This window comes from Achromobacter sp. MFA1 R4, from assembly GCF_900156745.1.
Classification (GTDB): Bacteria; Pseudomonadota; Gammaproteobacteria; order Burkholderiales; family Burkholderiaceae_B; genus Achromobacter.
Genome location: NZ_LT707065.1, coordinates 983,547 through 1,009,373, shown reverse-complemented (window position 1 = coordinate 1,009,373; position 25,827 = coordinate 983,547). Strand labels below are relative to the sequence as shown.

Genomic DNA, 25,827 nt, shown 5'->3' with positions numbered 1-25,827 from the left:
ATAGCACAACGCTACAAAAGCCGCCGTCTCCTTGCCGTTATCCGGCGCGCGCAGGCTTTAAGCCCAAGCGGCTACATCACCTTTACCGCCCGGCCGATGAACTGGATCGGGCCGGTCGGTTTGCCGGTGGGCGAGCCCGTTGGCGGTTCCAGCGTCAATTCAAACAACTGGTTCGCCTCCAGCGGGGGCAGCTTGTCCAGCGCGATGCGGACCGGCTCGCCGGGTTTGATCAGGCCGAGCGACACCGGGCCGTCCCAGCCGTCGGCCTTGGTCCAGAATTCCAGCGCGCGATCGGCCGGCACCTGCATGGCGGCGATCGGCACCAGTTGCACCTCGCGTTGACCCGCGCTGGCCTGCACCACCCAGCCTGGCGTCTGCGACTGTGGCGCGACCAGCACTACCATGTACTGCACGGGCCCCGGGGCTGGCGCGGGCCGCAGCGCCAGGGTGCCAGCCAGCGCCAGTGCGGCGGCCAGGCCGCTGGCGGCCGCGCCTCGCCAGAAGAACAGGCTGTCCCACCAGCCCGGACGCGCCGGCCGGCGGGTTTGCCGGGCAGCGTTCTGGCGATCCAGCGTCCTGGCGATGCGCGGCCACAGGAGGGGCGACGGCTCGATCGGCACGGCCAGATCGGTCAGCGGCAGCAGGCGCGCTTCCCAGCGGTCCACGGCGGCGCGCAGCGCGGCATCGTGCGGCAGACGGGCGTTGACCTCGTGACGGCGCGCGCCGGACAAGGTGCCAAGCACGTATTCACCGGCCAGTTCGTCCAGGTTGTCGGGGGGGACTGTCGGGGCGCTCATGCCAGGCATTCCTTCAGCGCTTTCAGGCTGCGTTTGATCCAGGCTTTCACGGAGCCGAGGGGGGCGCCCAGGCGCTGTGCGATTTCGCTGTGCGACAGGCCGTCGACGTAGGCATGCAGCACGCAGTTGCGGCGCACGGGTTCCAGTTGTTCGAGGCAGGGGCCCAGGCGGCCGGCGCTGTCACGCCATTCGAAGGCGTCGCGCGTGTCGTGCCAGGCGTCGATCGCGTTGCGCGCATCCAGCGCGGCGGCGGTCTCGTCGTCGACGGCGGTTTCGTGGCGGCCGTCCCGCACGGCGTTCAACGCCAGATTGCGTGCGACGCTGTAGAGCCAGCCGCGCGCCGAGCCGCGCGCGGCATCGAAGCTGCCAGCCCGATTCCAGACATTGACGAAGGTGTCGTGCACGATATCTTCCGCTTGGGTGCGGTCACGAACGATGCGCTGGGCAACGCCCAGCAGCCGTGGGCCTTCCTGTCGGTACAGGGCTTCCAGCGCCGAGCGGTGCCCCGCGGCGCACTGCTCGAGGGCGGCTTTGTAGTCGAAATCCGGTACAGGTCGGTTCGGCATGCGCGCGGGGCAAGGGGTGAAGGATACGGGCCGGGCGGGCAAGCCCCGGGCGGCGGCAAATCCAGGCACATGTTAGCGGACTCCCGCCGCCGTGGCCCGGCCGGGTGTCAGTTCGCCTTCCAGAAAATGTAGTCGGCCTGGTACGACACCTGGCTGCGCTGGCCGGCCTGGGTGCAAGGCGTCTGGGGCGCGACGCCGCCCTTGAGCGCCGTGCGCTGGATGTAAGCGACGCCCGTCAGCGCGCCGGCGCCCATGGCGGGATTGGCTTTGACCAGTTGATAGGGCAGGTTGCCCCCGCCGGCCGGCGCCACGGCGACCTGTGTGCCGGTCAGCTTGGAGCCGTCCGAGGCCTCCCAGGTGGCGGGCGGGCCGTAGTAGGTGCCCACCTGCTTGCCCTGGCGGTCCTTGAGCACCGCCTTCGGACCGGCGAAAACCCATTCCATCTGGTCCTTGGCGCCGGCCTTCGCGCGGCATTCATAGGTGATGTCTCCCGTGCCTACGGTTTCCCAGGCCACTTTGTGGCCGGCGGGCACCTGGACAGCAGCGGGCAGCGCGTCTTGCGAGGCGGCCATGGCCGGGGCTTGCAGCAGGCCGCAAGCGGCGAGCAGGGCGGCGGTGAAAAGGCCGGTGGCGGGGGCGGGGCGAGTCGTCATGAGCGGTCTCCTGCGGAATAGGAATCTTCCGATACGGCGCACGGAATGCGCGCCGTTGCAGGTACTACACGCGGGGGCCGCTTTTGGATGCAGGGCGACAGAATTATTTTTGGCGCGAGGGAAGGGCTTGGCCTTGTTGGCGCAAGAGGGAGCCATCTTGCCCAGGGGGGCTCATGGCTCCCGGCGATTCAAGCCACGGCGGTCGACGCGGCAGCCCCCCATGCAATGGGTGTCCGCACCCGCGTGGCTTCCGACAGGCTGCTCACCGCATCCAGGCGCGCAATCTGATCGGCGGAGAGGTCCACCGTCAGCGCACCCAGATTGTCCTGCAACTGCTCGTTCGAGCGTGGACCGAGGATCGGAATGGAGCCGTGCGTGCCCGCCCACGCAATGGCGACCTGGCTTGGCGTAACGCCCAGGTCGTTGGCGATGGCAATGACGGTGTCAAGCACCGCCGTGCGCTGAGGCGAGTTTTCTGGTTGGAACACGTTGCCTCCGAAGGCTTCCGCGCGACCCTTTGCGCCCTCGCGGTATTTGCCCGTCAACACGCCGCCGCCCAGCGGCGACCATGTCACGACGCCCAGGCCTAATGCGTTGGCGGCAGGGAACAGATCGGCCTCGGCTTCCCGGCGCACCAGACTGTGCTCGAACTGCGCGGCGGCAATGGGAACGGTGCGGGTCAGTTCGGCCAGCGTCGCGGCACGGGCGAGGCGCCACGCCGGAAAATTCGACATTCCGGCATACAGGATCTTGCCCGCCCGAGCCAGATCTTCGAAGCCGCGCACGATCTCTTCGGTGGGCGTCACGTGATCCGGCCAGTGCACCCAATAGATGTCGATGCGGTCTGTTTTCAGCCGCTTGAGACTTGCCTCAAGCGACGCAACCATCGCTTTGCGGCTGTTTCCTGTCACAAGACGATTCGCGTTGGGTGCCGCGCCGCGTGTGAACTTCGTCGTCAACACGAAATCCTCGCGTCGCCCTTGAAGCAGGTTTCCGAGCAGTTCCTCGGACTGGCCGAACTGGTAGACATCCGCCGTGTCGATGAAGTTGCCGCCGGCATCGCTGTAGCTGTTGAAGATGGCTTCGGCCGTATCCGGATCGGCGCCATGCCCCCAGCCGGTCCCGAAGTTGCCTGTGCCCAACGCGACTTGCGAAACCTGAAGGCCTGTCTTGCCAAATGTGGTGTATTTCATGTCTGTTTCGATAGAAATGATGATTCAGGGATTGTTCGACGGCGTCGTCCTGCGCAGTACGACAAGGTTGCTCACCGAGGTCTGTACGACTTCGCCGTCTTGGTTGAATGTGCTCGTCCGTACTTTGACCAGTCCTTGCGCCGGCCTGGATTTCGATGGTCTGACCTCGAGCACTTCGCTTTCCACGCGGAGTTCGTCGCCGGGACGCACGGGCCGCGGCCAGCGCAATTCGTCGATGCCAGCCCCGACGATGCCGCCCGCGGGCTTGAACTCACTGTTCACCAGCAGGCGCATGGTCACGGCGGCGGTGTGCCAGCCGCTGGCGGCCAGGCCGCGAAAGATCGACGCCGCCGCGTCGGTCTGATCGAGATGAAAGGGTTGGGGATCGAACTCGGACGCGAAGCGCTTGATACCGCTTTCGTCGATGCGGATACGCGTGGTTCCAGGGTATCGCTGGCCGGGCTCCAGATCTTCCAGGTACAGGAATGTCATGGCTGATCGCTCCTGCTAGAGCGCTTCGAGCGCCAAAGCAATGCCCTGGCCGCCACCGATGCACAAGGTCACCACGCCGCGCCTGACCCCATCGCGGCGCATCGAATGCATGAGCCGCGTGGTGAGTACCGCGCCCGTGGCGCCGATGGCGTGTCCGTGGGCGATTGCGCCGCCTTCGACGTTGACGATCTCCTCCGGCAAGCTCAGTTCGCGCAGGCACGCCAAGGTGATCGCTGCAAAGGCCTCGTTGATCTCGATGCGGTCGATGTCTGTGTGTGTCCAGCCCGCGCGGGCCAGTGCAAGCTTGACCGCCGGGATCGGCCCCAGCCCAAACAACCCGGGTTCCACGGCGGCCACGCCGAATGAAGCCAACCTGGCCCAGGGCTGTAGCCCTTGAGCTTCGGCGTAACCGCGCTCGGCGACGATCAGCGCCGCGGCACCGCTGTTGAGCCCCGGGGCGTTGCCTGCCGTGATCGTGCCCTCTTTGCGAAATGCCGGCTTCAGCCTGGCCAACGTGTCCACCGTGGTATCGGGACGATTGGTTTCGTCACGCTCGAACCGAATCGTGCCCTTGCGGCTGGCAAGCTCGATGGCGGCGATCTCGTCGTCGAACTTGCCTGCGGCTTGCGCGGCGCTGAAGCGCTGCTGTGAACGCGCGGCCCAGCGATCTTGATCCTCCCGAGTGATCTCATGTTGGCTGACCAGGTCTTCCGTATGCCAACCGGAATGCTGGCCGCTGAAGGCGTCGTTCAGTCCGTCGCGCAACATGCTGTCAAGCATGAGCGCATCGCCCATGCGGACCCCCCAGCGCCCGCCTGGAACCAGATGGGGAGCCTGATCCATGTTCTCCATGCCGCCGGCGATCACCGCGTTGGCATAGCCCGCCGCGATCTCGAGTGCGGCACTGGCGATGGCTTGCGCCCCGGAACCGCAGACGCGATTCACTGTCAATGCGGGCACCGTGACGGGCAGGCCACCGCCAATCGCAGCCTGCCTGGCAGGGTTCATCTTTACCCCGGCCTGGATGACGTTGCCCAGCACGACGGCATCGATCTTGTCGGCGGCCAAGCCCGAGCGGCGCAAGGTTTCGCGCACCACCGCCGCACCCAGTTCGGGCGCAGGGGTTTCCTTCAGCGTGCCGCCGTAGGCGCCGATGGGTGTGCGAACCGGTGCGCACAAGACGATTTCAGGTTTGCTCATGGGAACTCCTTTCGGGACGAGCAGGAACTTCGAGAATCAGGCAGGTCGGGTTGCCTCGCGTCGGGCAAGGTGGCGAACCGGCCGCCATGCAAAGCACCGGGTATTGCGGCGCTCCATTCACCATATGTTTGTAGCTGCAATAGTTGCAGGTACAATATATAGTATGAATAACGCCATCAAGCCGCAAGGCTGTACCAACTTGAAGCTGCGCCAGCTTGATCGCGTGGTGACGCGGCATTACGACCAGTATGTCGCCAGGGCAGGGCTGAAGAACACGCAGTACGCCTTGCTGTCGCACGTGATCAGGCTAGGCCCTATCCGGCCGGGGGATCTGGCGCGTCATATGCAGATGGATGCTTCGACGCTCACGCGCAATTTGCAGCCCCTGGCCGCCCAGGGCTGGCTGGTGATTGGAGCGGGCCCTGATTCGCGCAGCCGTCTGGTTGAAGCGACCGAGGCGGGCATCGCCAAACGCGCGGAGGGGCAGCGCGCTTGGCGGCTGGCGCAAACAGCGCTCAATGAACGTCTTGGCGAGGAGCGCGTTGTCGAGTTGCACCGGTTGCTCGACGCTTGCATGGCCTGCCTGGCTGACGAGGCGGGGGAAGACAGCCCATGAGGCGCGGGCAGTCCGGGATGTGTCTTCTTGTGGAGGGAAGTGTCCCGGCAGGACATGGGCCGCACATGAAAACAGCGCCCGCATGGGGCGCTGCTTCAGGTTGCGGCCAGGCAAACCGGCCGCGGATGTTGGCGCCGATCAGCAGCGGCCGATGTTCAGGTCGGAGATCAGGTTGTTGAAATTCTGGCGCAGGTCGTTGGCGTCGTCTACGATCGTGGGGCGCATCATCTTGAACGCGCCCGTGCGCGCCGCATCTTCCTTGTAGCGGCCATTGTTGGTGTGCTCCAGGATCTTGCGGCCGGCGGCCAGAAAGCCGTTGACGTCCATCATCATGCTGCTGCAGCCCTTGGGATCGGCTTCGCGCGTCTTCTTGTCAAAGCCCAGCGCCATTTCATTCATCTTGTCCAACTGCTGCTTGAACGCTTCCTGGTCGGCACCCAGGCCCTTGCCGTCAAAGACGCCCGACGCCTTGTCCATCGTGGCCTTGCCGTAATAGACCATGCCGGCGCGGTAGTAGGCGACCGTGTCCTTCTTGGCCTTTTCGAAGGCCTCCTTGGTGTTGGCCGTGTCCTTGATGGAGATGCCGCGGTAGAAGCCGTTCTCCGCCTTGACGACTTCCGTCAGCGCCGCGACGTAGGCCGGGCTTTTCTCGCGCGCCAGCGTGCCGTTGTCCGACAGGAAGGTCTTGGCGGCCGAATAGTTCTGCAGTTCGTTGCTCAGCGGGGCCAGCTTGCCCAGCGCATCCGAGAATTCCTTGGCCGGTGCGTCGATCTCGGGGATGGGCGTCGTCATCGCCAGCGCGCGGTCGAGTTTCTCCTTGGTGCGCAGGATGGTCGTGTCATTGCTGATGACGAAATCCTTGAGCGGCTTGTTGCTCTTGAGCGCCGGGATGGCATAGGTCTCGTAGCGGTCCAGCGCCTGTTCGAAGGTCGTGGAGATGCTGTTGGCGGTGTCCACGTACAGGTTGTACTTGATGATCTCGGCTTGAGCGGTGGTCGGCTCGGGCGCCTTCGCTTCCTTATTGGCGCTATCGTCGCCGCACGCGGCGAGCGCCAGCGTGACGGCCAGAACGGCGGACATGCGCAAGGGGCGCGGCATATACATCTTTGTTTCCTGTTGCGGGTGTTATGAAGGGGACGGATGATATTCCCTTCATTTCCTTAACACGCTACAAAATACTTCGCCGCTGTCACAAGATTTTTCAGGGCGTCCAGCTTTGCCGCCGGATGCGGGTTCGTCCACGCAATCGGGCCGCTTTGCGCCGCTTGGCCGGCTCCGGATGCGCTAGGTTTCAGGCCGAAAGTCCTGGTGCAACGCAACGATTTCTGTGCTGCCCGTCATGACGGCGGGATATCTTGAGCGCACGAGCGGGTCGTGCCCCGGCACAATGTGCTCCGGGGATTCGGCAAACTTCAGCAGGGCCTCATAGCCCGCCAGCATGTCAGCCACGTTCAGCACAATTGGGAATGGCGCATCCAACCCCATGTTGTCGTAGTAGTGGCTGGCGTCGGATGCCAGCACGATCCAGCCGCGTGTGGTGTGCACGCGCACGGCTTGCAGCCCTTGCGTATGACCCCCGATGTGCAGCAGTTGCAGACCCGGAGCGACTTCATCGTGCCCTTGGTAGAACGAGACCCGCTTGTCGTACACCCCCCGCACCACGTCGATCACGTCTTCCACGGCGTAGGCGTGGCGCAGCATGTCGAAGCGCATATTGCAGCCGCAGGCGTATTGCAATTCGCTCTCCTGCAGGTGCAGTCGCGCATGAGGCAATTTCCGGATGTTGCCGGCGTGGTCGTAATGCAGGTGAGTCACGATGACATCGCGGACGTCCTCAGGCTTGATGCCCACTGTCTCCAGTGCGTCGATCGGACACCTCAGGAACTCGCGCCCGCGCGCGTCGGCGGCCGCTTTGTTGAACCCCGTGTCGACGAGCCAGACGCGCTGGCCGTCCCTGATTATCCAGACGAAGTAATCCATCGGCATCGGACCGTCATGCGGGTCAGGAGGGGTGATGAAATTCTGCGTGCGCTGCCTTGCGACGGTGGCGTAGCGCAATGCGTAGACTTCGTAGGTAGGCAGCGTCATGCGATTCCCCGGGCGGCGCGGATCAGGTCCAGTTCTGGTTTCAGGTAGTGCATCAGGCGCTGCGGATTTTCAACCATTGGGAAATGGCCGAGGTCAGGCATGGCCGTGAAGCGCGCGCCGGGTATCAGCGCGGCGACGCGACGCGAGTCCTCGGGGCTTGCCGAGTAATCGTAGGCTCCCGTCAGCAGGGATACGCCGAATGCGCTGGCATCGAGACCGTCAAGATGCTCGGTCGCGTCGAAATCCTCGCTGTAGAACCAGAGATCATCCGCATAGGTGCCGAACCCCCCTTGCGCGTATATCCAGGCGGCCTCGCGGCGGGCATCCAACGGCGAAGCGGGACCCATCAGCCCACGTACATAAGCGGGATTGTGCGCAGCCTGGTTGACCTGCGGGTGGCACAGCAGTGGGGTGCGCCGGCCCGCCGCCCTGCAGGGAGCTTCAAGCGCCACCACGCCTGCCACTTCCGCGGGGCTGGATGCGGCGATGACCAGCGCCATCGCTGCGCCCATCGAGCAGCCAAGCAGAACCGCAGGCGCACCCACGATCTGGTGGATGACAGCAAGGCAAGTGTTCAGGTAGGCGTCGCGTGTCAGCCCGGTCGCGGTCCAGGCCTGGCCAGGAAGCGGCATGCTGCGGCCGTGGGCTGGCATGTCGAAGGCAATCATGCGCCACTGGCTCCGTAACTCGGCGTCGGCCATCAATGCGTGGAACTGGCGGGAATCGGCACCGGCGGTGTGCAGCATCAAAAGCGCCGGGCCTTCGGCCAAACCGCTCGTTTCGTAGTACAGAGACGTTTGGGCATGCCCGATATCGAGCGTGACGTAATGGCCGGAAATAGGGCTGCGGTCAAGCAAAACTGGTGAAACATCCACCTGCCCCCGCAGGATTTCAAACAGCCTTTCCAAGGCATGCAGGGCCTGCGCGACAGCCAACGCGTCCCCCTTCACGTGCAGGCCCTGAGCATGACGGTTCGCAGCGGTGAAGGAGTGATAGCCGGCGGGAGGAGTGGGGTCCAGTAGTTTGCGCCAGGTTTCGGGAGGCGCCGAGATGACGATGCACTGCGAAGGCGTGGCAGGCTGGCCGGCCCAGGCGCTGACCTTGTCGCCGGGATCGGTCCCGGCGTGGAGCCAAATGGCGCAGGGCAGGCCTTTGGCTGCGAGTTTGAACTCGCTATCCTGATGCGCCAGCGTCACGCCGGCTTTCAGTTCCTGAACGATCGTCTTCACTTGGGGCGGTCTCCTCTTGTTGGCGCCTCAGCACTTCGAGTGCGGTGCGTTGCGCATTGACGATATGGCTCTGAGCCGCCGCTTGGGCGCCCAGGGGGTCGCGAGCCAGGATGCGCTCGAAGATGTGATCGATTTCCGCCATGCTTTCGGGTAGCCGGTCGGGGCGCGCGAACGACGTCGCACGCAGCAAGTTGATGCGCGACAGCAGGCCCGGAAGCATGTCTTTCACCAGGTCGTTTTCGCAACCGGAAAGCAGGACGTCGTAGAAATCGCGTTTGGCCGCGAGCAGCGCGGACTTATTGCTGCCTTTGGCCTGGCGGTTCAGGGCTTGGACGGCCTTGCGAAGGCGTTCCACGTCGGCATCGCTGGCAAGACGGGCGAACTCATGCGCGGCGAAACCTTCCAGCAGCGCCCGCAAGGCGTAGAGGTCGCGAGCCGCCTTCTCGGTGATACGGACGACCGTCGGGCCGCGGTGCGGCTCGATGGAAATCAGCCGTTCGGCTTCCAGCGTTCGCAGCGCCTCGCGCAGCGTGCTCCGGCTGATATTCAATTGCTCACAGAGTTCCACTTCACGCAGGCGCTCGCCGCCCTTGATGCGCCCGTCCATGATGGATGTGCGCAGGAATTCCTCGACGCGGGTGCGCAAGGTGGAAGGTTTCTCGAAAACGGCGCCGGAGGGGCTGGGCATGGCTGTCTCTCGCTTAACTTGGCGGCAGGCTCCAGCAGCAGTCCAGGCTTGTGGCCCGGACCGTGCGAGCCGCCGGTTCAACGTAAAGACGCAATATATCCCGCCAGCGGGCCATGGTCACAGTCCCAGGTAGGCGGCACGCACCCGGCTGTCTTCCAGCAGCCCGCTGCTGGGGCCGGACAGCACCATCACGCCTGACTGCAGCACATAGGCGTGATCGGCCACCGACAGCGCGAGGCGGGTGTTCTGCTCCACCAGCAGGATCGTCAGGCCGCTTCGATGGATATCGATCATGGCCCGGTGCATTTCCTCGACCACCTTGGGCGCCAGCCCGTGGCTCGGTTCGTCCAGCAACAGCAGACGGGGGTTGAGCATCAGCGCGCGGCCGAATGCCACCATCTGCTGTTCTCCCCCCGACAGGGTGCCCGCCAGTTGCCGGCGGCGTTCCTGCAGCCGGGGAAAGAGGGCGTAGACCTGGTCGCAGCCGCGTTTGAGCCCAGCGGCATCCTTGCGACGGGAATATCCGCCCAGGTACAGGTTTTCCTCGACGGTCATTTCGGGAAAGACGTGTCGGCCCTCTGGCACGTGCGCAATGCCCAGCTCCGGGATCCTGTGTGGGGGCAGGCGTAGGATGTCCTGGCCGTCGAACACAATGCGGCCGCTGACCTTGCCGAGCAAACCGGATATGCAGCGCAGCAGCGTGCTTTTTCCGGCGGTGTTGGCGCCGACCACCGCGATGAAACCGCCTTCGGGCACCTCCAATGACACGTCATGCAGGACGGGACTGCGGTCGTAAGAGGCTGTCAGACCGTGGATCTGCAACAAGCTCATGCCGCCACCTCCGCCTGTTCCATCGATTTGCCCAGGTAAACCTCGATCACCTTGGGGTTGGCCGCGATCTCGACAGGGCTTCCTTCTGCGATCTTCTGGCCGAACGACAGCACCAGGATCCGGTTGCAGAGCCGCATGATGGCGCGCATGTGGTGTTCGACCACGATGAAGGTAATGCCCGACTCATCGCGCAGGGTGCGGATCAAATCCAGCAAGGCGTCCATTTCGGACTCGTTCAGCGCCGCCATGACTTCGTCCAGCAGGAAGACCTTGGGGTCGGTGCATAGCGCGCGCGCCAGTTCGACCCGTGCCTGCTCGGGGAAGGACAGTTCGCCCGCCGGTTTGGCGGCGATGGCGGACAGTCCCACGCGGTCCAGGCTGTCGCGGGCCAGTTTCCGCGCGCGCGGCACGTCATGACGCAGCAGGCCCCCGACCAGCACGTTGTCCAGCACAGTCATCTCGGGAAAGAGCGCCACGTTCTGGAAGGTCTTCGTCATGCCCAACGCGGCAATCTGGTGGGGCCGCAGGCCGCTGACATCCCGGCCTTCGAGTTCGATGCGTCCGCCCTGGCTGCGGTACAGGCCGACCAGTAGGTTGAACAGGGTTGTCTTGCCGGCGCCATTGGGACCGATCAAGCCCAGGATGTCGCCCTTGGCGACACGGAACGACACGTCGTCGACGGCCTTCAGACCGCCGAAGCGCCGCTGAATGTTCGATACTTTCAGGATGTCAGGCATGCTGGCCCCGCGTCAGATTGCGCAGTCGCGCCCACAGTGCGGATAGACCGCGCGGCTCGATCAGGATGATGGCGATCAGGATCAGGCCGAACGCCAGCTGCGACACGCCTGCCGTCTGGCCCGACAGCCAGTCGTTGAACACCTCCTCCAGCGGAATGATGACCAGCGCGCCGATGAGCGGCCCGGCAACCGTACCCACGCCGCCGATGATGCAGATCAGCGCCACACGCACCGAAATGCCCACCAGCGAGAACACGGTATCCGGGTCAAAGAAGTAGATGAACTGCGCATAGAGCGTGCCGCAAGCGCCCATCAATGCGGCGGATATGACCGCCGCAAGGATGCGCGTCCGGGCCGTGTTCACGCCGATGACTTCCGCCGCCTGCGGATTGGCTTTTACGGCGCGCAGCCGGTAACCCAGCCGCGATCGGCTGATCAACGCGAACACAATCGATGTAATCAACGCGGCGCCAAGCATCAGGTAGTAATAGGGGATGCTGGACTTGAATTGCATCTGCGCGAAACCTTCCGCGAACGGGATGGACAGCCCCACCGGTCCGCCCGTGACCGATGCCCAGGTATTGGCGATGGCGCGCAGCACTTCGCCGAATGCCAGCGTCGCCAGCGCGAAGTAATGCCCGCGCAGCCGCATGGTGGGCAGGCTGAGCAGGCCGCCCGCCACGGCGGCTACGGCCATGGCGGCCACGATGCCCAGCCAAGGCGATATGCCATAACGCATCAACAAGAGCGTGGACGTGTACGCGCCCAGCCCAAAGAAGGCGGCGTGCCCGAGCGAGATCTGGTTGGCCAAGCCGCCTACGATGTTCCACGACTGCCCCATCGCCGCAAACAGCAGAACCAGCGTCAGAACCCGGATGCCGTAGCCTTGGTCCTCCATCATCCAGGGCGCTGCCATGGCGATCGTCACCAGCACCGCCCAAGGCAGGAATTGTCGAATCGACGTCATGATGTAGCCCTTTTCAAGAGACCTTCCGGGCGCACCGCCAGGACCAGAATGAAGATGGCGAACAGGACGAGGTTCTGAAGCTGCATCGGCAGAACCAGCGAGGACAAGGATTGGATGACGCCGACCGCCACGCCTCCCACCACCGCGCCCATTACGCTGCCCAGTCCTCCCAGGACCACCGCCGTAAACATCAACACGCTGAACTGGGCGCCGACGGTCGTTGATGCGGTGAGATAGGGCAGGATGATGCCGCCGCCCAATGCCGTCAGGCCCACGCCCAGCCCGAAAGCCAACTGGTGCACGCGATGGGTGGAGATTCCCGAAAGGCGGGCCGCCATCGGGTCTTGCGCCGTTGCGCGCACCGCCATGCCCCACCAGGTCTTCTTCAGCACCCACCACAGCGTCAGGCCGGCCACTGCCGCCACGACAAAGGCCAGCAGATAAGGCGCGCTGAGCAGGAGGGGGCCGATCGCCAGCGCCGTCATCTGATAGGACGTCTGCACGGAACGGAATTCCGATCCGAACAGGATCAGCGCCAGGTTTTCCATCACGATGAGCAGCCCGACCGTCAGGAATATCTGCGCGACCGCGGGCGCCTTCAACACGCGGTCGATCAGGAATTTCTGTGTCAGCACCCCGAGCAGGAAGGCCACGGCGAAGGACAGCAGGGAGCCCAGCAGCGGGTCCAGGCCCAACAGCTTCCAGGCGAAGTACGCCACGAACATGCCCACCATCAGGAACTCGGCCTGGGCGAAATTGACAATGGAGACCACCCCGAATACGAGCGTCAGGCCGATTGAAATGACTGCGTAAACGCCGCCCAGCAGAATGCCGTCCACCAGCGCCTGCAAAAATTGCATGACTGTCCTCCTTGCGTCCTTCGTCCTGTGCGCTGCGGGTCAGCTGGCGGTGATGACGCGGCCCTTGGCGAGCGCCTGCGGCCACACCGAGACCAGTTCGTTGTTCTGCCACTGGACCATGATGGGTTGGGCCAAGGTGTTAAGGCCATTGGCGTCGAAATGCACGCCGCCACCGGACATCACGCCAGACCAGCCCTGGTCATACTTCTGCGCGCGCAGTGCCTTGGATACCGCGTCGGGTTTGTCCGACGCCGCCACCTCCAGCGCCTGGGCGAGCACGCCCGCGCACACGGCATGCTCCAGGGCTTCGTGCGGCATGAATGTCCCAAAGCGCTTGCGGTAGCGCTCGGTATATGCCGGCGCCTGGTCGTAGTTGGCGGGTGCGATGGACAGCACGGCCTGGGCATATTGGCCCAGCGCCTTGGCGAAGTCAGGAATCACGTAGCCCGCCGCCCCGCCGACGATAGGGACCGTCAGCCGTTGCTGGCGCATCACGCGAATGATCAGCAGGCTGTCATTCAAGTAAGAGATAGGAAATACGATCTGCGCGTCGGAGCCACGCAATTTGCTGATCAGCGGCGTCACATCGGTGATGCCCAGCGGGTAGGCCTCATCGAGCACGATCTGGGCGCCTGCCGCCTTGGCCGCGTTGCGCACGCCGACGGCCTGCGACGTGCCGTAGGCCGTGTCCTCGTACAGCAGCGCAATTTTCTTGATGTCGGACGCGCCGGCCACGACGGATGCGGCGTAGTCGTACTGCGCCTTGCCCAGCACCGATCCCTTCGATACCACTTGGAAGATGTGCTTGAAACCACGTTCGGTCAGCACGTCGGAGAACGACATGGTCAGCAAGGGTATGCCGCGGCGTTCGGTGACTTCGGAGACGGCCAGCGTCAGCGATGATGCATAGGCGCCAATGATGGCCACGCAACGGTTCTGCGTGATCAGCCGCTGCGCGACCGTGGCGGCGGTGGTGGGCTGCGACGTCGCGTCCGCAACGATCAGCTTGAGCTTGGCGCCGCCCAGCGACTTGATGCCGCCCGCGGCATTGATCTCATCCGCTGCCAGTTCCAGGCCTTGGCGTGAATTGATGCCGAACTGCGCATTGGCGCCGGACAGGGGCAGGATCACGCCGACGTTGATCTCTGTGGGTGCGGCCAGGACGCGTCCGGGCAGGGATGTCGCCAGGGCAGCCGCACCCAGACCAGCCACAAATTCCCGGCGCCCGTGGCGCACGGCGTACTTGGGGAGTTCTTTCATGTTTTGTCTCCTGTTTTTTGTGGGTATTGGCGCGCGGCAGCCAGCCCGGCGCTTCGCCGCATTATTCGTTTCATTTTTTGATCAGTCAAGAAGATTGTCCGACAATCCGACTGTTGACGGATAGAGAATTATTGTCAGACAATCCGATCATCGACAAGCGGCAGGCGTTTGCAGATCAGGCGCCGCCATCACCACGAGGAACGTATGGCAGACATCAAATCCGAAACCCAAGCCCTGTTCGATCAAGGCCTGAACCTTCGCCGCGAAGTATTGGGAACCGAGTACGTGGACGGCTCCCTGGCGCGCGCCAATGACTTCATGATGGCGTTTCAGCACATCACGACGGAATGGTGCTGGGGCTACACCTGGGGGCGCGCCGGGCTGGAGAAGAAGACGCGCAGCATGCTGAACCTGGCCATGCTGACGGCGCTCAACCGCCCGGCCGAAATCAAGTTGCACGTCAAGGGTGCGCTGAACAATGGCGTGACGGTGGAAGAGATCAAGGAGATCCTGCTGCAAGCGACCGTCTACTGCGGCATTCCCGCCGGCCTGGACGCGTTCAAGGTGGCCAACCAGGTGCTGGAAGAAGAGGGCGCGTTCAAGGAGCAGCAAGCATGAACACGCAGCGAGAACGCGTGGGCCTGGTCGGCATCGGCAGCATGGGATGGCCGATGGCGGCCCGCCTGGTGCAAGCCGGCTATGCCGTGACCGTGTTTGATGCCGTGCCGGGTCAGGCTGAGAAGTTCGCCCAGGAGGTGGGCGGACAGGCGGCCGCGACCTGCGCAGCGCTGGCCGCGCAGAGCGACATCATTTTCACCATGCTGCCCACCAGCGCCATTGTCGAACAGGTGTTAAGCGGGCCGGACGGCGTGCTCGCGGGTTTGCGCGCCGGCAGTGTCGTGGTGGAAATGAGTTCGGGCGTGCCTGCCCACACGCAGCGGCTGGCGACCGCCGTGGCTGCCGCAGGCGGCCAGATGGTGGACGCGCCCGTATCCGGCGGAGTGCCGCGGGCGCGCACCGGAGAACTGGCCATCATGTTCGGCGGCCCCGCCGCGACCCTGGAGCGCGTGCGTCCGGCGCTGTCCGCGATGGGCTCGTCCATCACGGCGGTCGGAGACGTCGGCAGCGCCCACGCCATGAAGGCGCTCAACAATCTGGTGTCGGCGGGCGGCTTTCTCATTGGCGTTGAAGCCATGTTGATTGGCCAGCAGTTTGGCCTGGATCCGAACGTGATCGTGGACGTGCTGAATGCGTCCACCGGCATGAACAACTCCACCCAAAAGAAGTTCAAGCAGTTCGTGTTGTCGCGCCAGTTCAATTCAGGCTTCGGCCTTGACCTGATGGTCAAAGATCTGGGGATTGCCCTGGGAATCGCTACCGATACGGGAACGCCGACGCCGTTCGCATCGTTGTGCCGCGAGCTCTGGGCGGCGGCGGGAAAGTCCCTGGGGCCGGGACAGGACCATACCGCCGTGGCACGCCTGTCGGAACAGTTGGCGGGCGTTGAGCTGGCTAACAAGCAGGACTAGGCCGACTCACTAGGATAGCGGCGCGGCGGTGACCGCGCCGTCCCTTCAACCTGCAACACCAAGACCGCCAAGACAAGGCGGAGGACCGGCTGTCGCCGGCAAAAACAGCGAGGAGCAAACATGAAGAAGATTATTCTGGCGGCCTTGAGTGCCGGCATGATCGGACATGGCGCCGATGCCGCCGCGCAAAGCTATCCGACACGCGCCATTTCGATGGTGGTGCCGTACGCCGCGGGCGGGTCGACTGACGGCCTGGCCCGGATCGTGGCACAGGCCATGGGGGAGAACCTTGGGCAGACCGTCGTGGTCGAGAACCTGGGCGGCGGCGGCACCATGATCGGCAACCAGCGCGTGGCGCGGGCCGAGCCTGATGGCTATACGATCACGTTCGGCAACATGGGCTCCTTGGCCATCGCGCCGTCGCTGTACCCCAAGAGCAAGTTCGACCCGCGCCGCGATCTGACGGCGATCGGCTTGGTGGCGACCGTGCCGATGGTGCTGTCGGTGAGTAAAAAAAGTGGAATCACCACGCTATCCGACTTTGTCGCGCGCCTGCAGAAACACGGCGCCGATGTGAACTTCGGGAATGCGGGCAACGGATCGACCAGCCATATTTCGGCCGCCTATTTCATGCATGTCACCAAAACCCAAGGCATGCAGATCCCCTACCGTGGTGCGGGGCCGGCTATTGCCGACCTGATGGCCGGCACCGTGGACGCGGTGATTGACCAGACGGTCACGATGATTCCGCTTCATGAAGGCCAGCGCGTCACCGCGCTGGCAGTGGCTTCGGCCTCCCGTTTGCCTCAGATTCCCGATGTGCCGACGTTTGCAGAGGCGGGCGTGCCCCAATTCAATATGAGTGTGTGGAACGGCATCGCGGCCCCCGCCGGCACGCCGCCAGCCGTCATCGCGCGGCTGGAACAAGCGCTGGCCTCTGCGCTGAAGAGTCCGGGCGTGCGAGCGTCATTGGACAAGCTGGCGGCGCAGGCGCCCGACGAAAAAGACCAGGGCGGGGCCGCCTTTCAGGCGCTCATTGCCCGCGATGTCCCGCGCTTCGCCGGCCTGATCAAAGAGGCGAACATCACGGTCAACTGAGGCGAGCCCACTGTCGGGGGCGCCCCGGGGCTATGCTGCGGCGATTACGTCTTTCAGTGTGCCCCGGACCGGCGGATGGGTGGCTATGACGTTCGACGCTGGATAGGGAAGAGGTCGTCTACCGCGCGGCGACAAGATTTTTAAACCCCTCATTGCGCCAGGAACCGCTGCGCCAGCCGCACGAAATACGCCGCACCCAAGGGAATTGCGTCGTCATTGAAGTCGTACGACGGATTGTGCAGGCGACAAGGCCCCGGGCCATGTCCGGCATCGCGGTGCACGCCGGCGCCGTTGCCCAGCAACACATAGCAGCCAGGCCTTTCGGCCAGCATGAACGAGAAGTCCTCGGACCCCATCAGCCGTGCTAGATCGTCCGATACCCGGTCCGGGCCAGCGACCTCGCGCATCACCTCGACCGCGAAGCGGGTCTGCTCTATGTCGTTCACCAGAGACGGGTAGCAGCGCTCGAATTTCAGCGTTGCCGTGCAGCCGAAGGTGGCTGCCGCGCCGTCGGCGATTTCACCGATGCGCCGCTCGATCATGTCCAGTGTGTCGTCGCGATGCGTGCGAACGGATCCGCCCAGCCACGCCTCTTGCGGGATGACGTTGACCGCGTCGCCACCGTGAATCTGCGTGACGGACAGCACCGCGGGCTCATCCGGCGCGCGGTTGCGCGATATGACGGTTTGCAGGGCGGTCAGGATGTGGCCCGCGCAGACCAGCGGATCCGCGCTCAGCTCGGGCTGCGAGGCATGGGCGCCTTTACCGGCGATGTCGATGCGAAAGCGGTTGCTCGATCCCATGAAGGGACCGGCGCGCACGCCCATGCTGCCGACCGGCAGGTCGGGCCAGTTATGCAGCGCGAAAACGGCATCGCAGGGAAAGCGCTGGAACAGCCCGTCTTCAATCATGGCGCGCGCGCCCGCCTGGCCGCCTTCCTCGGCGGGCTGGAAGATGCAATGGATGGTGCCGTCGAACTGGGCATGATGCGCCAGATACCAGGCGGTGGCGAGCAGGATCGCAGTATGTCCGTCGTGGCCACAGGCATGCATGCGGTTGTCGCGCTGCGACCGATGCGCAAAGTGATTGGCCTCGGGCATCGCCAATGCATCCATGTCGGCGCGCAGGCCGATGCGGCGGGATCCTGAGCCGCGTGTCAGGGTTCCGACAACGCCGGTGCCGCCTATGCCGGTCAATACCTCCCAGCCCCAGGCCGCCAGTTCGCGGGCGACCATCGAAGCGGTGCGATGTTCCTCAAAGCCGATTTCGGGGTTGGCGTGCAGATCGCGACGGATGGCCCGAAAGGCCGGGTTTGCGGCGATGGTGTCGAGAATGTCGTGGACCGGGGGCATGGGTATCCTCAAGGTTGGATGGTGAGATTCAAGGCGCGCAGGACGGAAAGATCATCGCGTATGCGGGTATCGAAGCTGGCCTTGCTGTAGGACGTTGCCGACTCCATGCCCATCGCCTGCACACGCTCGCGCACGGCAGGCGTTTGCATGACGGCGGCCAGCGCATCGCGCACGCGTTGCAGGCGCTCGGGCGGTACGCCCTTGGGCGCCAGCACGCCCACCCAGCCGGTCATTTCCATGCCTTGCACGGCGCCACTTTCATTGATGGTGGGCAGGTCAGGGTAGGCCGACAGCCGTTGGCCGCTGATCACGCCCAGGGATTTGATGCGACCCTGCTGCAAATGCGGCAAGGCGGTGGGCGGCGCCATGACCGCCATGTCGATCTGGCCGCCCAACAGGTCGTTGACCAGGGGCGCAGCGCCCTTGTAGGGCACGTGCAGCATCTTTGTGGCGGTGCGCCGCTGCAGATCTTCAATGACGACATGCTGGAACGTGCCTTGCCCCGGACTGCCGTAGCTCAGGCTTTCCGGGTCGGCGCGCAGCGCCTGCACGACCTCGTCGATGTTCGATTGCGGCAAGTCCTTGCGGGCGACCAGGATCACCGGCGATGTGAAGACCAGCGAGACGGGTTCGAAATCGTCGGTGCCATAGCGCAGGTGGCTGTTGACCAGCGGCTGCAAGACCACGTCGTTGATGCTGCCGGCCAGCAGCGTCGTGCCGTCAGGCTTGGCTTGCGCGACGCGCCCCGCGCCAATCGAGCCGCTGGCTCCGCCCACGTTTTCGATCACGACCGTCTGGCCCAGCCGTTCACTCAATTGCGGAGAAATCGCCCGCATCACCGCGTCGATGGATCCTCCGGCCGGGAACGGAATGATGAACGTGACGGGCTTGTCGGGCCACGTTGTTGTCTCGGCGGCGGCCGCCGTTGCATTCAGGACCAGCGCAGCGCAGAGGGCGGCGCCTACGCGCGCGCCCCGTAAGAAATGCGACATCGGAAAACCCCTTGAAGTATTGGTATGAGATTGGTATTGCGCCTTGAATAGCTATACTTGAAAAGTGAAATATCACAAGTAGCTATGCCAGTTCGGAATAGGTAGATTCATGCTCAGCCCATCAACCAGCGACCGCTCGTCCGCGGCAACCCTCTTCAATCGTCTGGTTGCGCGCACGCGATTGCGTCATCTGCAATTGATCGTGCTGGTGGCCGAGCTGGGCAGCGTGCAGCATGCGGCGGCGCAGATCGGCCTGAGCCAATCCGCCGCGACGAAAATGGTGCTGGAGGTCGAGCGCGCGCTGGAGACGCGCCTGTTCGAGCGGCATGCGCGCGGCATGCGGCCTACCTTTGCCTGTCGCGACCTGCTGCCCCTGCTGCGTAGTGTGATGAACAATCTGACGGGATGTGCGGAGTCGCTGGCGGCGGCGGGGGCCGGTTTTGAAGGGACGGTAAGAGTGGGCGCGATTACGGCGGGCATTACCGGCGTCATCAACCCCGCGTTGCCGGCGCTTTTTTCTGCCCAGCCCCAAGTGCGGCTGGAGCTGTTTGAAGACGCGCTGCCCGTGCTGCTTGGACGCTATGCGGACGGCGAACTGGATATGCTGGTGGCGCGCGAGCCGGCTCAACTGGCGCCCGATTCGCGGTTTCAGGCCTTGCTGGCCGATGTCTGCGTCGTAGCCTCTGGCCCCAGTCATCCTCTGGCGAAGCGCCGACACCTGCGACCGGCCGATCTGCTGGATTTCCCGTGGGCCAGTCCGCCGCCGGACAGCCAGACGCATAAAGCCTTCGAAGCCTTGTTCGCCGAATGCGGCGCGCTGCCCGCGCTGCAGCCCCTGAGCACGCGCTCGTTGGCGGCCATGGTGCATTACCTGAGGGCCAGCAACGCGCTAATGATGGGACCGCTCAGTTTCGTGCGTGAGGCGCTGGAGGCAGGCGCGCTGCGCCGGTTGGACTGCGCAGTAGCCAGTACCCTCCCGCCGTTGGGGCTGGTCAGCCGGCATGAGCCCCGCAACCGCAGCGTTGCGGCTTTCCACGCGCAACTGGTCACGATGGGCGTGGCCGATTAGACAGGGATGGGATTGGCCGTGGGCAGCAATCGTGGCTGAACGGACAAACGGCAACCAGGCGGGTGCACCCCGCCTGGTTGCCGTCGGTCCTATCGCCTAAAGATCGGGTCAACCAAATCGGGTCAACCCCAAATCAGGCCAACCCCAACTCAGCCCGCCGCGTCCAGCCGGACCTGCACGCTGTCCGCGTTGTAGATCGGCGTTGCCTTGAAGCCCTTGACAGTGATGCCATCGAACTTGCCGTGCACCTTGGTGGCTCGCAACACCGTGATCGTCGAGCCGGCCGTGGCCGTGTAGCCCGGACGGAACGCGATGTTCAGCTGGCCGGCCAGCGCGGCATCGGAACTGACCGCCATTTGGCCCGCTTCATCGTCGCCAACATGGGCTTCAAGCGTGCCTGCGGACGTCTGGGTATAACTTCCCTGAACCTGGACGGCCTCTTTTGCGTTCAGTACCAGCACACCTGCGCTGATGTAGACCGCGCCGGTACCCAATGCCTTGTCCGAATCGGCGCGCAGGGATCCGGAAGCGATCACGGTGCCGCCCGAATAGGTGTTTGCGCCCGCCATGGCCAACGTGCCGGTGCCGCTCTTGGTCAGTTTGCCCGCACCGCTGATGTCGTTGCGCCAGACGTCCAAGGCATTGAAGCCACCGAGGCTGGCGTTCATGGTGACATCCACATCGCCATTGAATGCGCCGTAGCCGTCGGCGGCCGCAAACAGGTTCATGCGGCCAAAGCCTTCCGCGTCATCAAGAATGGGATAGCCGGAAGGCAGTGCGGTGGTTTTCAGGACAACCCGTCGTTGGTCGTTGTTCAGGTACGGCAGGCGGGTTTCCAATATCACTTCGGCGCCCTTGGGCACCACGGCCGGTTTGCCCGTGTCGCCGATCTGCGTGAAGCTGAACGTCAGGCGGCGGCGGTATTCGGCCTTGTTGGCGTCATGATCGGCAAACCGGTCTTCGCTGAGGTCTTTGGAATGCGCGAAGGCCAGGAACGCTTCGGGCGTGCTGGCGCCCACTGCGGCCATCAGGGTCTGGCGGGCCTGCGCGTACGCAACGGCACGCGTGCCTTCGCTGGCGGCGAAGATGTTGCCCGTCGCCGAGGCCTGGCCCAGGATGCGGCCGCTCATGACATCCAGCGGCGAGTGCATGCCGGCGATGATCCGGCTTTCACCCAATTCAACGCCGCGGGCCACGAGTTCCTGGAAGCGCTCGGGCACCAGATAGGCCATGGCAATGGCATTGCGCACGGATTCGGCGGTGTGGCCGCTGGGGTAGCCGCCGTCGGTGGCGGGGGAAGAACTCTTGGCGGGTTCCAGTTCCGGGACGACCTGCACGCTGGCGCTCCACCGCCACGGGCGCGCATATTTGTAGAAGCGTTTGCTGGGCTCGGTGGAGGCATTGTCGCCCATGCTCTGCACGAACGCGATGGCGTCGCCGAAGGCCGGGTTGGCGGCGCCCGACACGCCCGTGTTGTTGCCGGTGTCGTCGTACTTCACCGTGGCGGCGTCGGGCGCGACGTCGTTGATGCTGGTGGTTTGCTGAGCCGCCGTGCGCCAGGCTGCGGTCAATGGACCCAGGCCATCGGTGACGCTGTAGTTCTTGCCGCGGCGGTCGTCCAGATAGGCGGCCTTGGCCTGCTCGGCGGTCCGGCTGGCGGTTGTGCGCACGACGAAGTCGATGTTTTCTTCATGCACGGCCTGGTTCTTGACCCGACCGTCAGTCGCGTCACCGGGAATGCCGGTCCAGTCAGAGGCAATGATGCCGGGGAAGCCATCGGCGCCCGCGGCGGTCACGCCCGCATCGACCAGACGCGTGCGGGGCTCCCAGATATCCAGGAAGCCGCCCAGCACGCGAACGCCAGCGTTCGAGTCCAGCGTCGCATAGCGCGGATCGCCGCGTTGATTGGTGGCCGCAAAATCGACGAAGGCGGGCGCATCCGGCAGCGGCGCGGTGTCGACCTTGCCCAGACCCGCGGGCGGGGCGGGAATGACATACGCGGCTTCCCCGCCGTTGCCTGCGTTGCTGTCGTCGTCTCCGTCGTCGTCACCGCCGCAAGCCGACAATGCAAGCACGACCGCCAAGGTAGTAACGCGCAAAGAGTAGAAGGGAAGTGCGTGCAGCAGGAATCTTGCGTGGTGCATGAATGGTGACCGTTTCGGTTGAAGGAGGCGGCATGGTAGGAAACGATTGTTTACTGCTGATGACATGCCTTGGCCGCTGCATGTCTGACGCTGCGCAGAAGGTCATGTGCCGTTCCAATGGCAGGGCGGCTGGCTCGTCTGCCGGGGTTGCTCCCGGCGGCGCGTCAGCATGCCCGCTTTCGATTTCGCGTACGCTCTGGGGCTGGCAATTTCTGGACGACACGAAATGTGGCGCACGTTCTTCAAGCTGTCGTTGGCGGTGGGGTGGGGGCTTTGGCTGGCCGCCATGGCGTGGTTCGCGCTGGGCATGCTGCGGTACATACCGTCCGCCGACGCGACGCTGACGCCGATCACCCTTGCGCCCGGGCAGACCGCGCAGGCCGAGGTTTACCGCATCCGCGAAGCGCCGCTGTGGATGGAGGCGCGCTTTGGCGGCCCGATGGGCCGGGAGCGGCCCGAACTGGGGGAGTATTCGACCCGGGCGGGCGCGGGGGACGCGTCGCCGCGCTTCACCAACCCGGGAGAGCCGGTGCGGATCCGGGTGCGCGACGGCAAGGGGTTGGACGTGGTCCTTGTCGCGGCCCCGCGCAGCGCTGCCAGCGCCACCCATTTCTACCGCAAGCTCTGGCCTGAAATCCATGCCGATGGCGCGGCGCGTGAGAGCGCGCCGCCGTTCCCCGCACTGGCGAAGGGAACCTCGCATCTCACCTTCACGGTGCTAGAGGCCGGGCCCGCGCTGCTGGGCGAAAAGATCGAACTGGAAATCAGCGCGCCCATCGGCCTGAAGCGTACCGCGGCCGGCTGGGACGACGTGTCGGCCTTTATCTTCTGGCCTTTCTACGCCGCGATCCTGGGCGTGTGGGCCCTGGTGTGGGCGGGACTCACGTGGTGGTATCGCCGCCGGGCGGGCGCCCGGAAGCGCCCGCCCGGCCTTGCCGGCTGAACTGCCTCAATACTGATAGCGCAGCGTCAGCATCACGCTGCGCGGTTGGCCGTAGTAGTTCTGCCGCGACGCGCCGCCGAGCTTTTCGTAGTACTTGCGGTCGAACAGGTTGTCGACCGTCAGCGTGCCCTCGAGATGGCGGTTGTAGCGATAGCCGATCTGGGCCGAGACGAGCGCATAGCTGCCCTGGTCCCAACGCACGTTGCCGCTGCGCAGATAGTTGCCGCTGTTCCAGCGCACGCCGGTGCCCACGCTGAAACCCTGCAGCGCCGGCTGGGTGAAGCGGTAGCGGGTCCAGAGGTTGATGGCGTGGCGCGGGGTGATCGTGCTGTACGACAGGCCTTCCGTGCCTTCGTTCGCTTCGAGGTATTTGGTCTGGGTGTAGGCATAGCCCGCCACGATGTCCCAGTTCGGCAGCAGCGCGCCGCTGACCTCGGTCTCGAAGCCCTGGCTGCGCACCTTGCCCGCCGCCACCGAATACATCGGGTTGTCCAGGTCGCTCATCGCGCGGTTGCGGTCCACGATCTGGAACAGCGCGGCGTGCGCGTTGAGCGCACCGTCCATGAATGCGCCCTTCAGGCCGGTTTCGATCTGGCGTCCCACGCGCGGCGACAGCGTGTTGCCTTGCGCGTCGATTTCGGTCTGCGGCTGGAAGATGCTGGTGTAGCTGGCATAGGCGGACACCTGCGGCGTGAACTCGTAGACCAGCCCGGCATAGGGCGAGGGGCGGGCGGAGATGCGCGTCGTCGTCTGGCTGAAGTCGCCGAAGTACTGGTTGGCGTTGCGTGCGTCGTTCTTCCACCACGACAGGCGGGCGCCCGCGATGACCTTCAGATTGTCGGTCGCCTGGATGTTGGCACGCGTGTAGAGGCCGAACTCGCTCGTGCGCCCGTCATTGCCGTTGACCTGCTCCATCTCGGGCTGGGGCATGTTGATGACCGGCTCGTACACATTGGTCGGGAAGATGCTGCCGCCGCCGTAGTTGAATTGTTTGTGCGTGTAGCTGTAGTCGGCGCCGACCAGCAGGCTGTGCTCGCGGCCGAATGCCTGGAAGGGCTGGTTCACGTGGGCGTCCGCGCCGGTGGTCTGCCAGTGATTGCGGTACGACCAGGCGATGAGGTTGGTGTCGCCGGTGACCGGGTCGACGGCTTTATTGGGCCAGGTGGTCACGCGCGTCGGCGTATCGGTGTCGCGGTGGAACACGCTTGCCTTCACCGAGCCGCCGCCTTCGAACCGGTGCTCCAGGTCGGCGAAGACCTCGGTGGTCTCCTCTTTGATGTGGTTCCATTCCGCGCTGAGATTGGTGCTGCGGCGCACGTCGAGCAGCGACCCATCGGCATAGGCCGGCAGGCCGAACGCCGGCGTAATGTTGGAGCGTTGCTGCGTGATGCCGGCGGCCAGTGTGGTGTTGGGGGTGAGGTCGGCCTCGATGATGCCGTAGAGCGTGGGGCGTTCCGAACTTACGCGGTCCACGAACGAGCCGCGGTCTTCGTAGGCGGCGATGAAGCGGCCCCGGAGCTTGCCTTCGCTGTCGAACGGCGTGCTCAGGTCGGCCACCGCGCGGTAGTAGTCCCACGATCCCACGCTGGCCTGCGCGCCAAAGGCGAATTCCTGCAGCGGGCGCTTGCGCACAAGGTTCACGCTGCCGCCCGGCTCGCCGGTGCCTTGATAAAGACCCGAGGGGCCGCGCAGCACTTCGATGCGGTCGTAGATGGCAAGGTCAAAGCCCGCCGACAGGTTGCCCGCGCCGGCCGGCGCGCGCATGCCGTCCACCTGGATCGAGTCGAGCGTATAGCCGCGGGAAATGAACCCGGACATGTTGCCGTCGCTTGAGAGCGTCTCGACGGTGATGCCGGTGACATTGCGCATGGCGTCCGACAGGCTGTTGAGGTTCTGGTCGTCGAGCTGCTGGCGCGTGACGACGGATACCGACTGCGGAATCTCCTTGAGCGTCTGCGTGCCCTTGCCGATCGTGACCGCGCGGGTGGCGTACGAGCCCGTTCCTTCGCTGGTGGCGCGTTCGGCGGTGCCGGTCACGGTCACGGGTTCCAATTGCGCGATGCCGCTTTGCGGGGCGGCCTGCAGGGCATAGGTGCCTGCCGCGGTGGGGACGGCGCGGTAGCCGGTGCCCGCCAGCAGGCGGTCAAAGCCCTGCTGCACGCTCATCTCGCCCGAGAGGCCCGGGCTCTGGCGGCCAGCCAGCCAGGCGGGGTCGTAGACGATCTGCACGCCCGCCGCGGCCGCGTATCGCGCCAGCACGGCATCGAGCGGACCCGCTGCGATTGCGACGGTGCGCGCCTGCGCGGCCGTTGCCGCGCCGGGCTGCGCCGCGGACTGGGCGCCCGCCGTCGCGCTTGCCATGGCCGTGCACCAGACCGCCGACCAGATCAATGCCTTGCGGGATCCGCTGCCCCGCGCTGCGCGTACACGTGCCATCACTCTTTCATCCTTTCATCGTCAAGCAAGAAGCGCCCGCATCCCCTTGATGCGGTCTTACTTCCTACTCCGCACGACGGCGGAAAA

General features: G+C 64.8%; 25 protein-coding genes. 6 read left to right on the top strand and 19 right to left on the bottom strand.

Going from position 1 to position 25,827, the window contains the following annotated elements; genetic code table 11:
- Positions 1-71: 71 nt before the first annotated feature.
- The 6 genes from BXA00_RS04610 to BXA00_RS04585 all read right to left on the bottom strand — a co-directional run bounded on the left by BXA00_RS04610 (position 72) and on the right by BXA00_RS04585 (position 4,901).
- Positions 72-797, bottom strand: a complete 726-nt coding sequence (locus BXA00_RS04610; RefSeq protein WP_076516625.1) for an anti-sigma factor domain-containing protein — start codon at positions 795-797, stop codon at positions 72-74.
- On the bottom strand, positions 794-1,363 hold the full coding sequence (locus tag BXA00_RS04605; RefSeq protein WP_076516623.1) for a sigma-70 family RNA polymerase sigma factor: 570 nt from the start codon (positions 1,361-1,363) through the stop codon (positions 794-796). The genes BXA00_RS04610 and BXA00_RS04605 overlap by 4 nt, the downstream gene beginning before the upstream one ends.
- Positions 1,364-1,470: 107 nt before the next feature.
- Positions 1,471-2,016 (bottom strand): DUF3455 domain-containing protein, encoded by a 546-nt coding sequence (locus BXA00_RS04600; protein ID WP_076516621.1) that lies wholly within the window; start codon positions 2,014-2,016, stop codon positions 1,471-1,473.
- A 188-nt stretch (positions 2,017-2,204) separates the two neighbouring features.
- Positions 2,205-3,209: an aldo/keto reductase gene (locus tag BXA00_RS04595; RefSeq protein ID WP_076516619.1), complete on the bottom strand. Its 1,005-nt coding sequence runs from the start codon at positions 3,207-3,209 to the stop codon at positions 2,205-2,207.
- A 24-nt stretch (positions 3,210-3,233) separates the two neighbouring features.
- Positions 3,234-3,701 carry a MaoC family dehydratase gene (locus BXA00_RS04590; protein WP_076516617.1) on the bottom strand — a complete coding sequence of 156 codons (468 nt, stop codon included), beginning with the start codon at positions 3,699-3,701 and terminating at the stop codon, positions 3,234-3,236.
- A 15-nt stretch (positions 3,702-3,716) separates the two neighbouring features.
- On the bottom strand, positions 3,717-4,901 hold the full coding sequence (locus BXA00_RS04585) for an acetyl-CoA C-acetyltransferase (protein ID WP_076516615.1): 1,185 nt from the start codon (positions 4,899-4,901) through the stop codon (positions 3,717-3,719).
- Between the two features lie 163 nt (positions 4,902-5,064).
- On the opposite strand from BXA00_RS04585, the gene BXA00_RS04580 reads away from it, so the two are divergent.
- Positions 5,065-5,517, top strand: a complete 453-nt coding sequence (locus tag BXA00_RS04580) for a MarR family winged helix-turn-helix transcriptional regulator (protein ID WP_076516613.1) — start codon at positions 5,065-5,067, stop codon at positions 5,515-5,517.
- Positions 5,518-5,655: 138 nt separating this feature from the next.
- On the opposite strand, the gene BXA00_RS04575 is transcribed toward BXA00_RS04580, so the two are convergent.
- The 9 genes from BXA00_RS04575 to BXA00_RS04535 form a co-directional block, all read right to left on the bottom strand.
- Positions 5,656-6,621: a DUF3829 domain-containing protein gene (locus BXA00_RS04575; RefSeq protein ID WP_076516611.1), complete on the bottom strand. Its 966-nt coding sequence runs from the start codon at positions 6,619-6,621 to the stop codon at positions 5,656-5,658.
- A 180-nt stretch (positions 6,622-6,801) separates the two neighbouring features.
- Positions 6,802-7,605, bottom strand: a complete 804-nt coding sequence (locus BXA00_RS04570; RefSeq protein ID WP_076516610.1) for an N-acyl homoserine lactonase family protein — start codon at positions 7,603-7,605, stop codon at positions 6,802-6,804.
- Entirely contained in the window at positions 7,602-8,834 is a 1,233-nt protein-coding gene (locus BXA00_RS04565) for an alpha/beta fold hydrolase (protein ID WP_076516608.1), read from the bottom strand. Before BXA00_RS04565 ends, BXA00_RS04570 begins: the two co-directional genes overlap by 4 nt.
- Positions 8,779-9,522 (bottom strand): GntR family transcriptional regulator, encoded by a 744-nt coding sequence (locus tag BXA00_RS04560; protein WP_076516606.1) that lies wholly within the window; start codon positions 9,520-9,522, stop codon positions 8,779-8,781. The genes BXA00_RS04565 and BXA00_RS04560 overlap by 56 nt, the downstream gene beginning before the upstream one ends.
- Positions 9,523-9,639: 117 nt before the next feature.
- Complete coding sequence (locus BXA00_RS04555; protein WP_083714173.1) at positions 9,640-10,353, bottom strand: ABC transporter ATP-binding protein; 714 nt, start codon at positions 10,351-10,353, stop codon at positions 9,640-9,642.
- Positions 10,350-11,090: an ABC transporter ATP-binding protein gene (locus tag BXA00_RS04550; protein WP_076516604.1), complete on the bottom strand. Its 741-nt coding sequence runs from the start codon at positions 11,088-11,090 to the stop codon at positions 10,350-10,352. The genes BXA00_RS04555 and BXA00_RS04550 overlap by 4 nt, the downstream gene beginning before the upstream one ends.
- Positions 11,083-12,057 carry a branched-chain amino acid ABC transporter permease gene (locus BXA00_RS04545; RefSeq protein ID WP_076516603.1) on the bottom strand — a complete coding sequence of 325 codons (975 nt, stop codon included), beginning with the start codon at positions 12,055-12,057 and terminating at the stop codon, positions 11,083-11,085. Before BXA00_RS04545 ends, BXA00_RS04550 begins: the two co-directional genes overlap by 8 nt.
- Positions 12,054-12,917, bottom strand: a complete 864-nt coding sequence (locus BXA00_RS04540; RefSeq protein WP_076516601.1) for a branched-chain amino acid ABC transporter permease — start codon at positions 12,915-12,917, stop codon at positions 12,054-12,056. Before BXA00_RS04540 ends, BXA00_RS04545 begins: the two co-directional genes overlap by 4 nt.
- 39 nt (positions 12,918-12,956) lie before the next feature.
- Complete coding sequence (locus BXA00_RS04535) at positions 12,957-14,177, bottom strand: ABC transporter substrate-binding protein (protein ID WP_076516599.1); 1,221 nt, start codon at positions 14,175-14,177, stop codon at positions 12,957-12,959.
- 204 nt (positions 14,178-14,381) lie between these two features.
- Here BXA00_RS04535 and BXA00_RS04530 point away from each other — a divergent pair, with 204 nt between their 5' ends.
- The 3 genes from BXA00_RS04530 (at position 14,382) to BXA00_RS04520 (ending at position 16,804) form a co-directional block, all read left to right on the top strand.
- On the top strand, positions 14,382-14,795 hold the full coding sequence (locus BXA00_RS04530) for a carboxymuconolactone decarboxylase family protein (RefSeq protein WP_076516597.1): 414 nt from the start codon (positions 14,382-14,384) through the stop codon (positions 14,793-14,795).
- On the top strand, positions 14,792-15,706 hold the full coding sequence (locus BXA00_RS04525) for an NAD(P)-dependent oxidoreductase (protein ID WP_076516595.1): 915 nt from the start codon (positions 14,792-14,794) through the stop codon (positions 15,704-15,706). The genes BXA00_RS04530 and BXA00_RS04525 overlap by 4 nt, the downstream gene beginning before the upstream one ends.
- 120 nt (positions 15,707-15,826) lie before the next feature.
- A complete protein-coding gene (locus BXA00_RS04520; protein WP_076516592.1) occupies positions 15,827-16,804 on the top strand; it encodes a tripartite tricarboxylate transporter substrate binding protein in 978 nt (325 codons plus the stop codon).
- Between the two features lie 149 nt (positions 16,805-16,953).
- Here BXA00_RS04520 and BXA00_RS04515 read toward each other — a convergent pair whose 3' ends face one another.
- Together BXA00_RS04515 and BXA00_RS04510 are read right to left on the bottom strand one after the other, a co-directional pair.
- Positions 16,954-18,156, bottom strand: a complete 1,203-nt coding sequence (locus BXA00_RS04515; RefSeq protein ID WP_076516590.1) for a M20 aminoacylase family protein — start codon at positions 18,154-18,156, stop codon at positions 16,954-16,956.
- 8 nt (positions 18,157-18,164) lie between these two features.
- A complete protein-coding gene (locus BXA00_RS04510; protein ID WP_076516588.1) occupies positions 18,165-19,148 on the bottom strand; it encodes a tripartite tricarboxylate transporter substrate binding protein in 984 nt (327 codons plus the stop codon).
- A gap of 109 nt (positions 19,149-19,257) precedes the next feature.
- Between BXA00_RS04510 and BXA00_RS04505 the strand changes: the two genes are divergently transcribed.
- Complete coding sequence (locus BXA00_RS04505) at positions 19,258-20,217, top strand: LysR family transcriptional regulator (protein ID WP_083714172.1); 960 nt, start codon at positions 19,258-19,260, stop codon at positions 20,215-20,217.
- Between the two features lie 149 nt (positions 20,218-20,366).
- Here BXA00_RS04505 and BXA00_RS04500 read toward each other — a convergent pair whose 3' ends face one another.
- Entirely contained in the window at positions 20,367-22,361 is a 1,995-nt protein-coding gene (locus tag BXA00_RS04500; RefSeq protein ID WP_076516585.1) for a phosphatase PAP2 family protein, read from the bottom strand.
- 169 nt (positions 22,362-22,530) lie between these two features.
- On the opposite strand from BXA00_RS04500, the gene BXA00_RS04495 reads away from it, so the two are divergent.
- Positions 22,531-23,304 (top strand): hypothetical protein, encoded by a 774-nt coding sequence (locus BXA00_RS04495; protein WP_231952206.1) that lies wholly within the window; start codon positions 22,531-22,533, stop codon positions 23,302-23,304.
- Between the two features lie 6 nt (positions 23,305-23,310).
- Here BXA00_RS04495 and BXA00_RS04490 read toward each other — a convergent pair whose 3' ends face one another.
- The gene (locus BXA00_RS04490; protein ID WP_076516581.1) at positions 23,311-25,740 is read right to left on the bottom strand and encodes a TonB-dependent receptor; all 2,430 of its coding nucleotides are present in this window, start codon (positions 25,738-25,740) and stop codon (positions 23,311-23,313) included.
- Positions 25,741-25,827 lie beyond the last annotated feature (87 nt).

What these genes read in the sequence shown, in the direction of transcription:
- BXA00_RS04610 (WP_076516625.1), bottom strand. Translation starts at nt 797, where the DNA reads ATGAGCGCCCCGACAGTCCCCCCCGACAACCTGGACGAACTGGCCGGT.
- BXA00_RS04605 (WP_076516623.1), bottom strand. Translation starts at nt 1,363, where the DNA reads ATGCCGAACCGACCTGTACCGGATTTCGACTACAAAGCCGCCCTCGAG.
- BXA00_RS04600 (WP_076516621.1), bottom strand. Translation starts at nt 2,016, where the DNA reads ATGACGACTCGCCCCGCCCCCGCCACCGGCCTTTTCACCGCCGCCCTG.
- BXA00_RS04595 (WP_076516619.1), bottom strand. Translation starts at nt 3,209, where the DNA reads ATGAAATACACCACATTTGGCAAGACAGGCCTTCAGGTTTCGCAAGTC.
- BXA00_RS04590 (WP_076516617.1), bottom strand. Translation starts at nt 3,701, where the DNA reads ATGACATTCCTGTACCTGGAAGATCTGGAGCCCGGCCAGCGATACCCT.
- BXA00_RS04585 (WP_076516615.1), bottom strand. Translation starts at nt 4,901, where the DNA reads ATGAGCAAACCTGAAATCGTCTTGTGCGCACCGGTTCGCACACCCATC.
- BXA00_RS04580 (WP_076516613.1), top strand. Translation starts at nt 5,065, where the DNA reads ATGAATAACGCCATCAAGCCGCAAGGCTGTACCAACTTGAAGCTGCGC.
- BXA00_RS04575 (WP_076516611.1), bottom strand. Translation starts at nt 6,621, where the DNA reads ATGTATATGCCGCGCCCCTTGCGCATGTCCGCCGTTCTGGCCGTCACG.
- BXA00_RS04570 (WP_076516610.1), bottom strand. Translation starts at nt 7,605, where the DNA reads ATGACGCTGCCTACCTACGAAGTCTACGCATTGCGCTACGCCACCGTC.
- BXA00_RS04560 (WP_076516606.1), bottom strand. Translation starts at nt 9,522, where the DNA reads ATGCCCAGCCCCTCCGGCGCCGTTTTCGAGAAACCTTCCACCTTGCGC.
- BXA00_RS04555 (WP_083714173.1), bottom strand. Translation starts at nt 10,353, where the DNA reads ATGAGCTTGTTGCAGATCCACGGTCTGACAGCCTCTTACGACCGCAGT.
- BXA00_RS04550 (WP_076516604.1), bottom strand. Translation starts at nt 11,090, where the DNA reads ATGCCTGACATCCTGAAAGTATCGAACATTCAGCGGCGCTTCGGCGGT.
- BXA00_RS04545 (WP_076516603.1), bottom strand. Translation starts at nt 12,057, where the DNA reads ATGACGTCGATTCGACAATTCCTGCCTTGGGCGGTGCTGGTGACGATC.
- BXA00_RS04540 (WP_076516601.1), bottom strand. Translation starts at nt 12,917, where the DNA reads ATGCAATTTTTGCAGGCGCTGGTGGACGGCATTCTGCTGGGCGGCGTT.
- BXA00_RS04535 (WP_076516599.1), bottom strand. Translation starts at nt 14,177, where the DNA reads ATGAAAGAACTCCCCAAGTACGCCGTGCGCCACGGGCGCCGGGAATTT.
- BXA00_RS04530 (WP_076516597.1), top strand. Translation starts at nt 14,382, where the DNA reads ATGGCAGACATCAAATCCGAAACCCAAGCCCTGTTCGATCAAGGCCTG.
- BXA00_RS04525 (WP_076516595.1), top strand. Translation starts at nt 14,792, where the DNA reads ATGAACACGCAGCGAGAACGCGTGGGCCTGGTCGGCATCGGCAGCATG.
- BXA00_RS04520 (WP_076516592.1), top strand. Translation starts at nt 15,827, where the DNA reads ATGAAGAAGATTATTCTGGCGGCCTTGAGTGCCGGCATGATCGGACAT.
- BXA00_RS04515 (WP_076516590.1), bottom strand. Translation starts at nt 18,156, where the DNA reads ATGCCCCCGGTCCACGACATTCTCGACACCATCGCCGCAAACCCGGCC.
- BXA00_RS04510 (WP_076516588.1), bottom strand. Translation starts at nt 19,148, where the DNA reads ATGTCGCATTTCTTACGGGGCGCGCGCGTAGGCGCCGCCCTCTGCGCT.
- BXA00_RS04505 (WP_083714172.1), top strand. Translation starts at nt 19,258, where the DNA reads ATGCTCAGCCCATCAACCAGCGACCGCTCGTCCGCGGCAACCCTCTTC.
- BXA00_RS04500 (WP_076516585.1), bottom strand. Translation starts at nt 22,361, where the DNA reads ATGCACCACGCAAGATTCCTGCTGCACGCACTTCCCTTCTACTCTTTG.
- BXA00_RS04495 (WP_231952206.1), top strand. Translation starts at nt 22,531, where the DNA reads ATGCCCGCTTTCGATTTCGCGTACGCTCTGGGGCTGGCAATTTCTGGA.
- BXA00_RS04490 (WP_076516581.1), bottom strand. Translation starts at nt 25,740, where the DNA reads ATGGCACGTGTACGCGCAGCGCGGGGCAGCGGATCCCGCAAGGCATTG.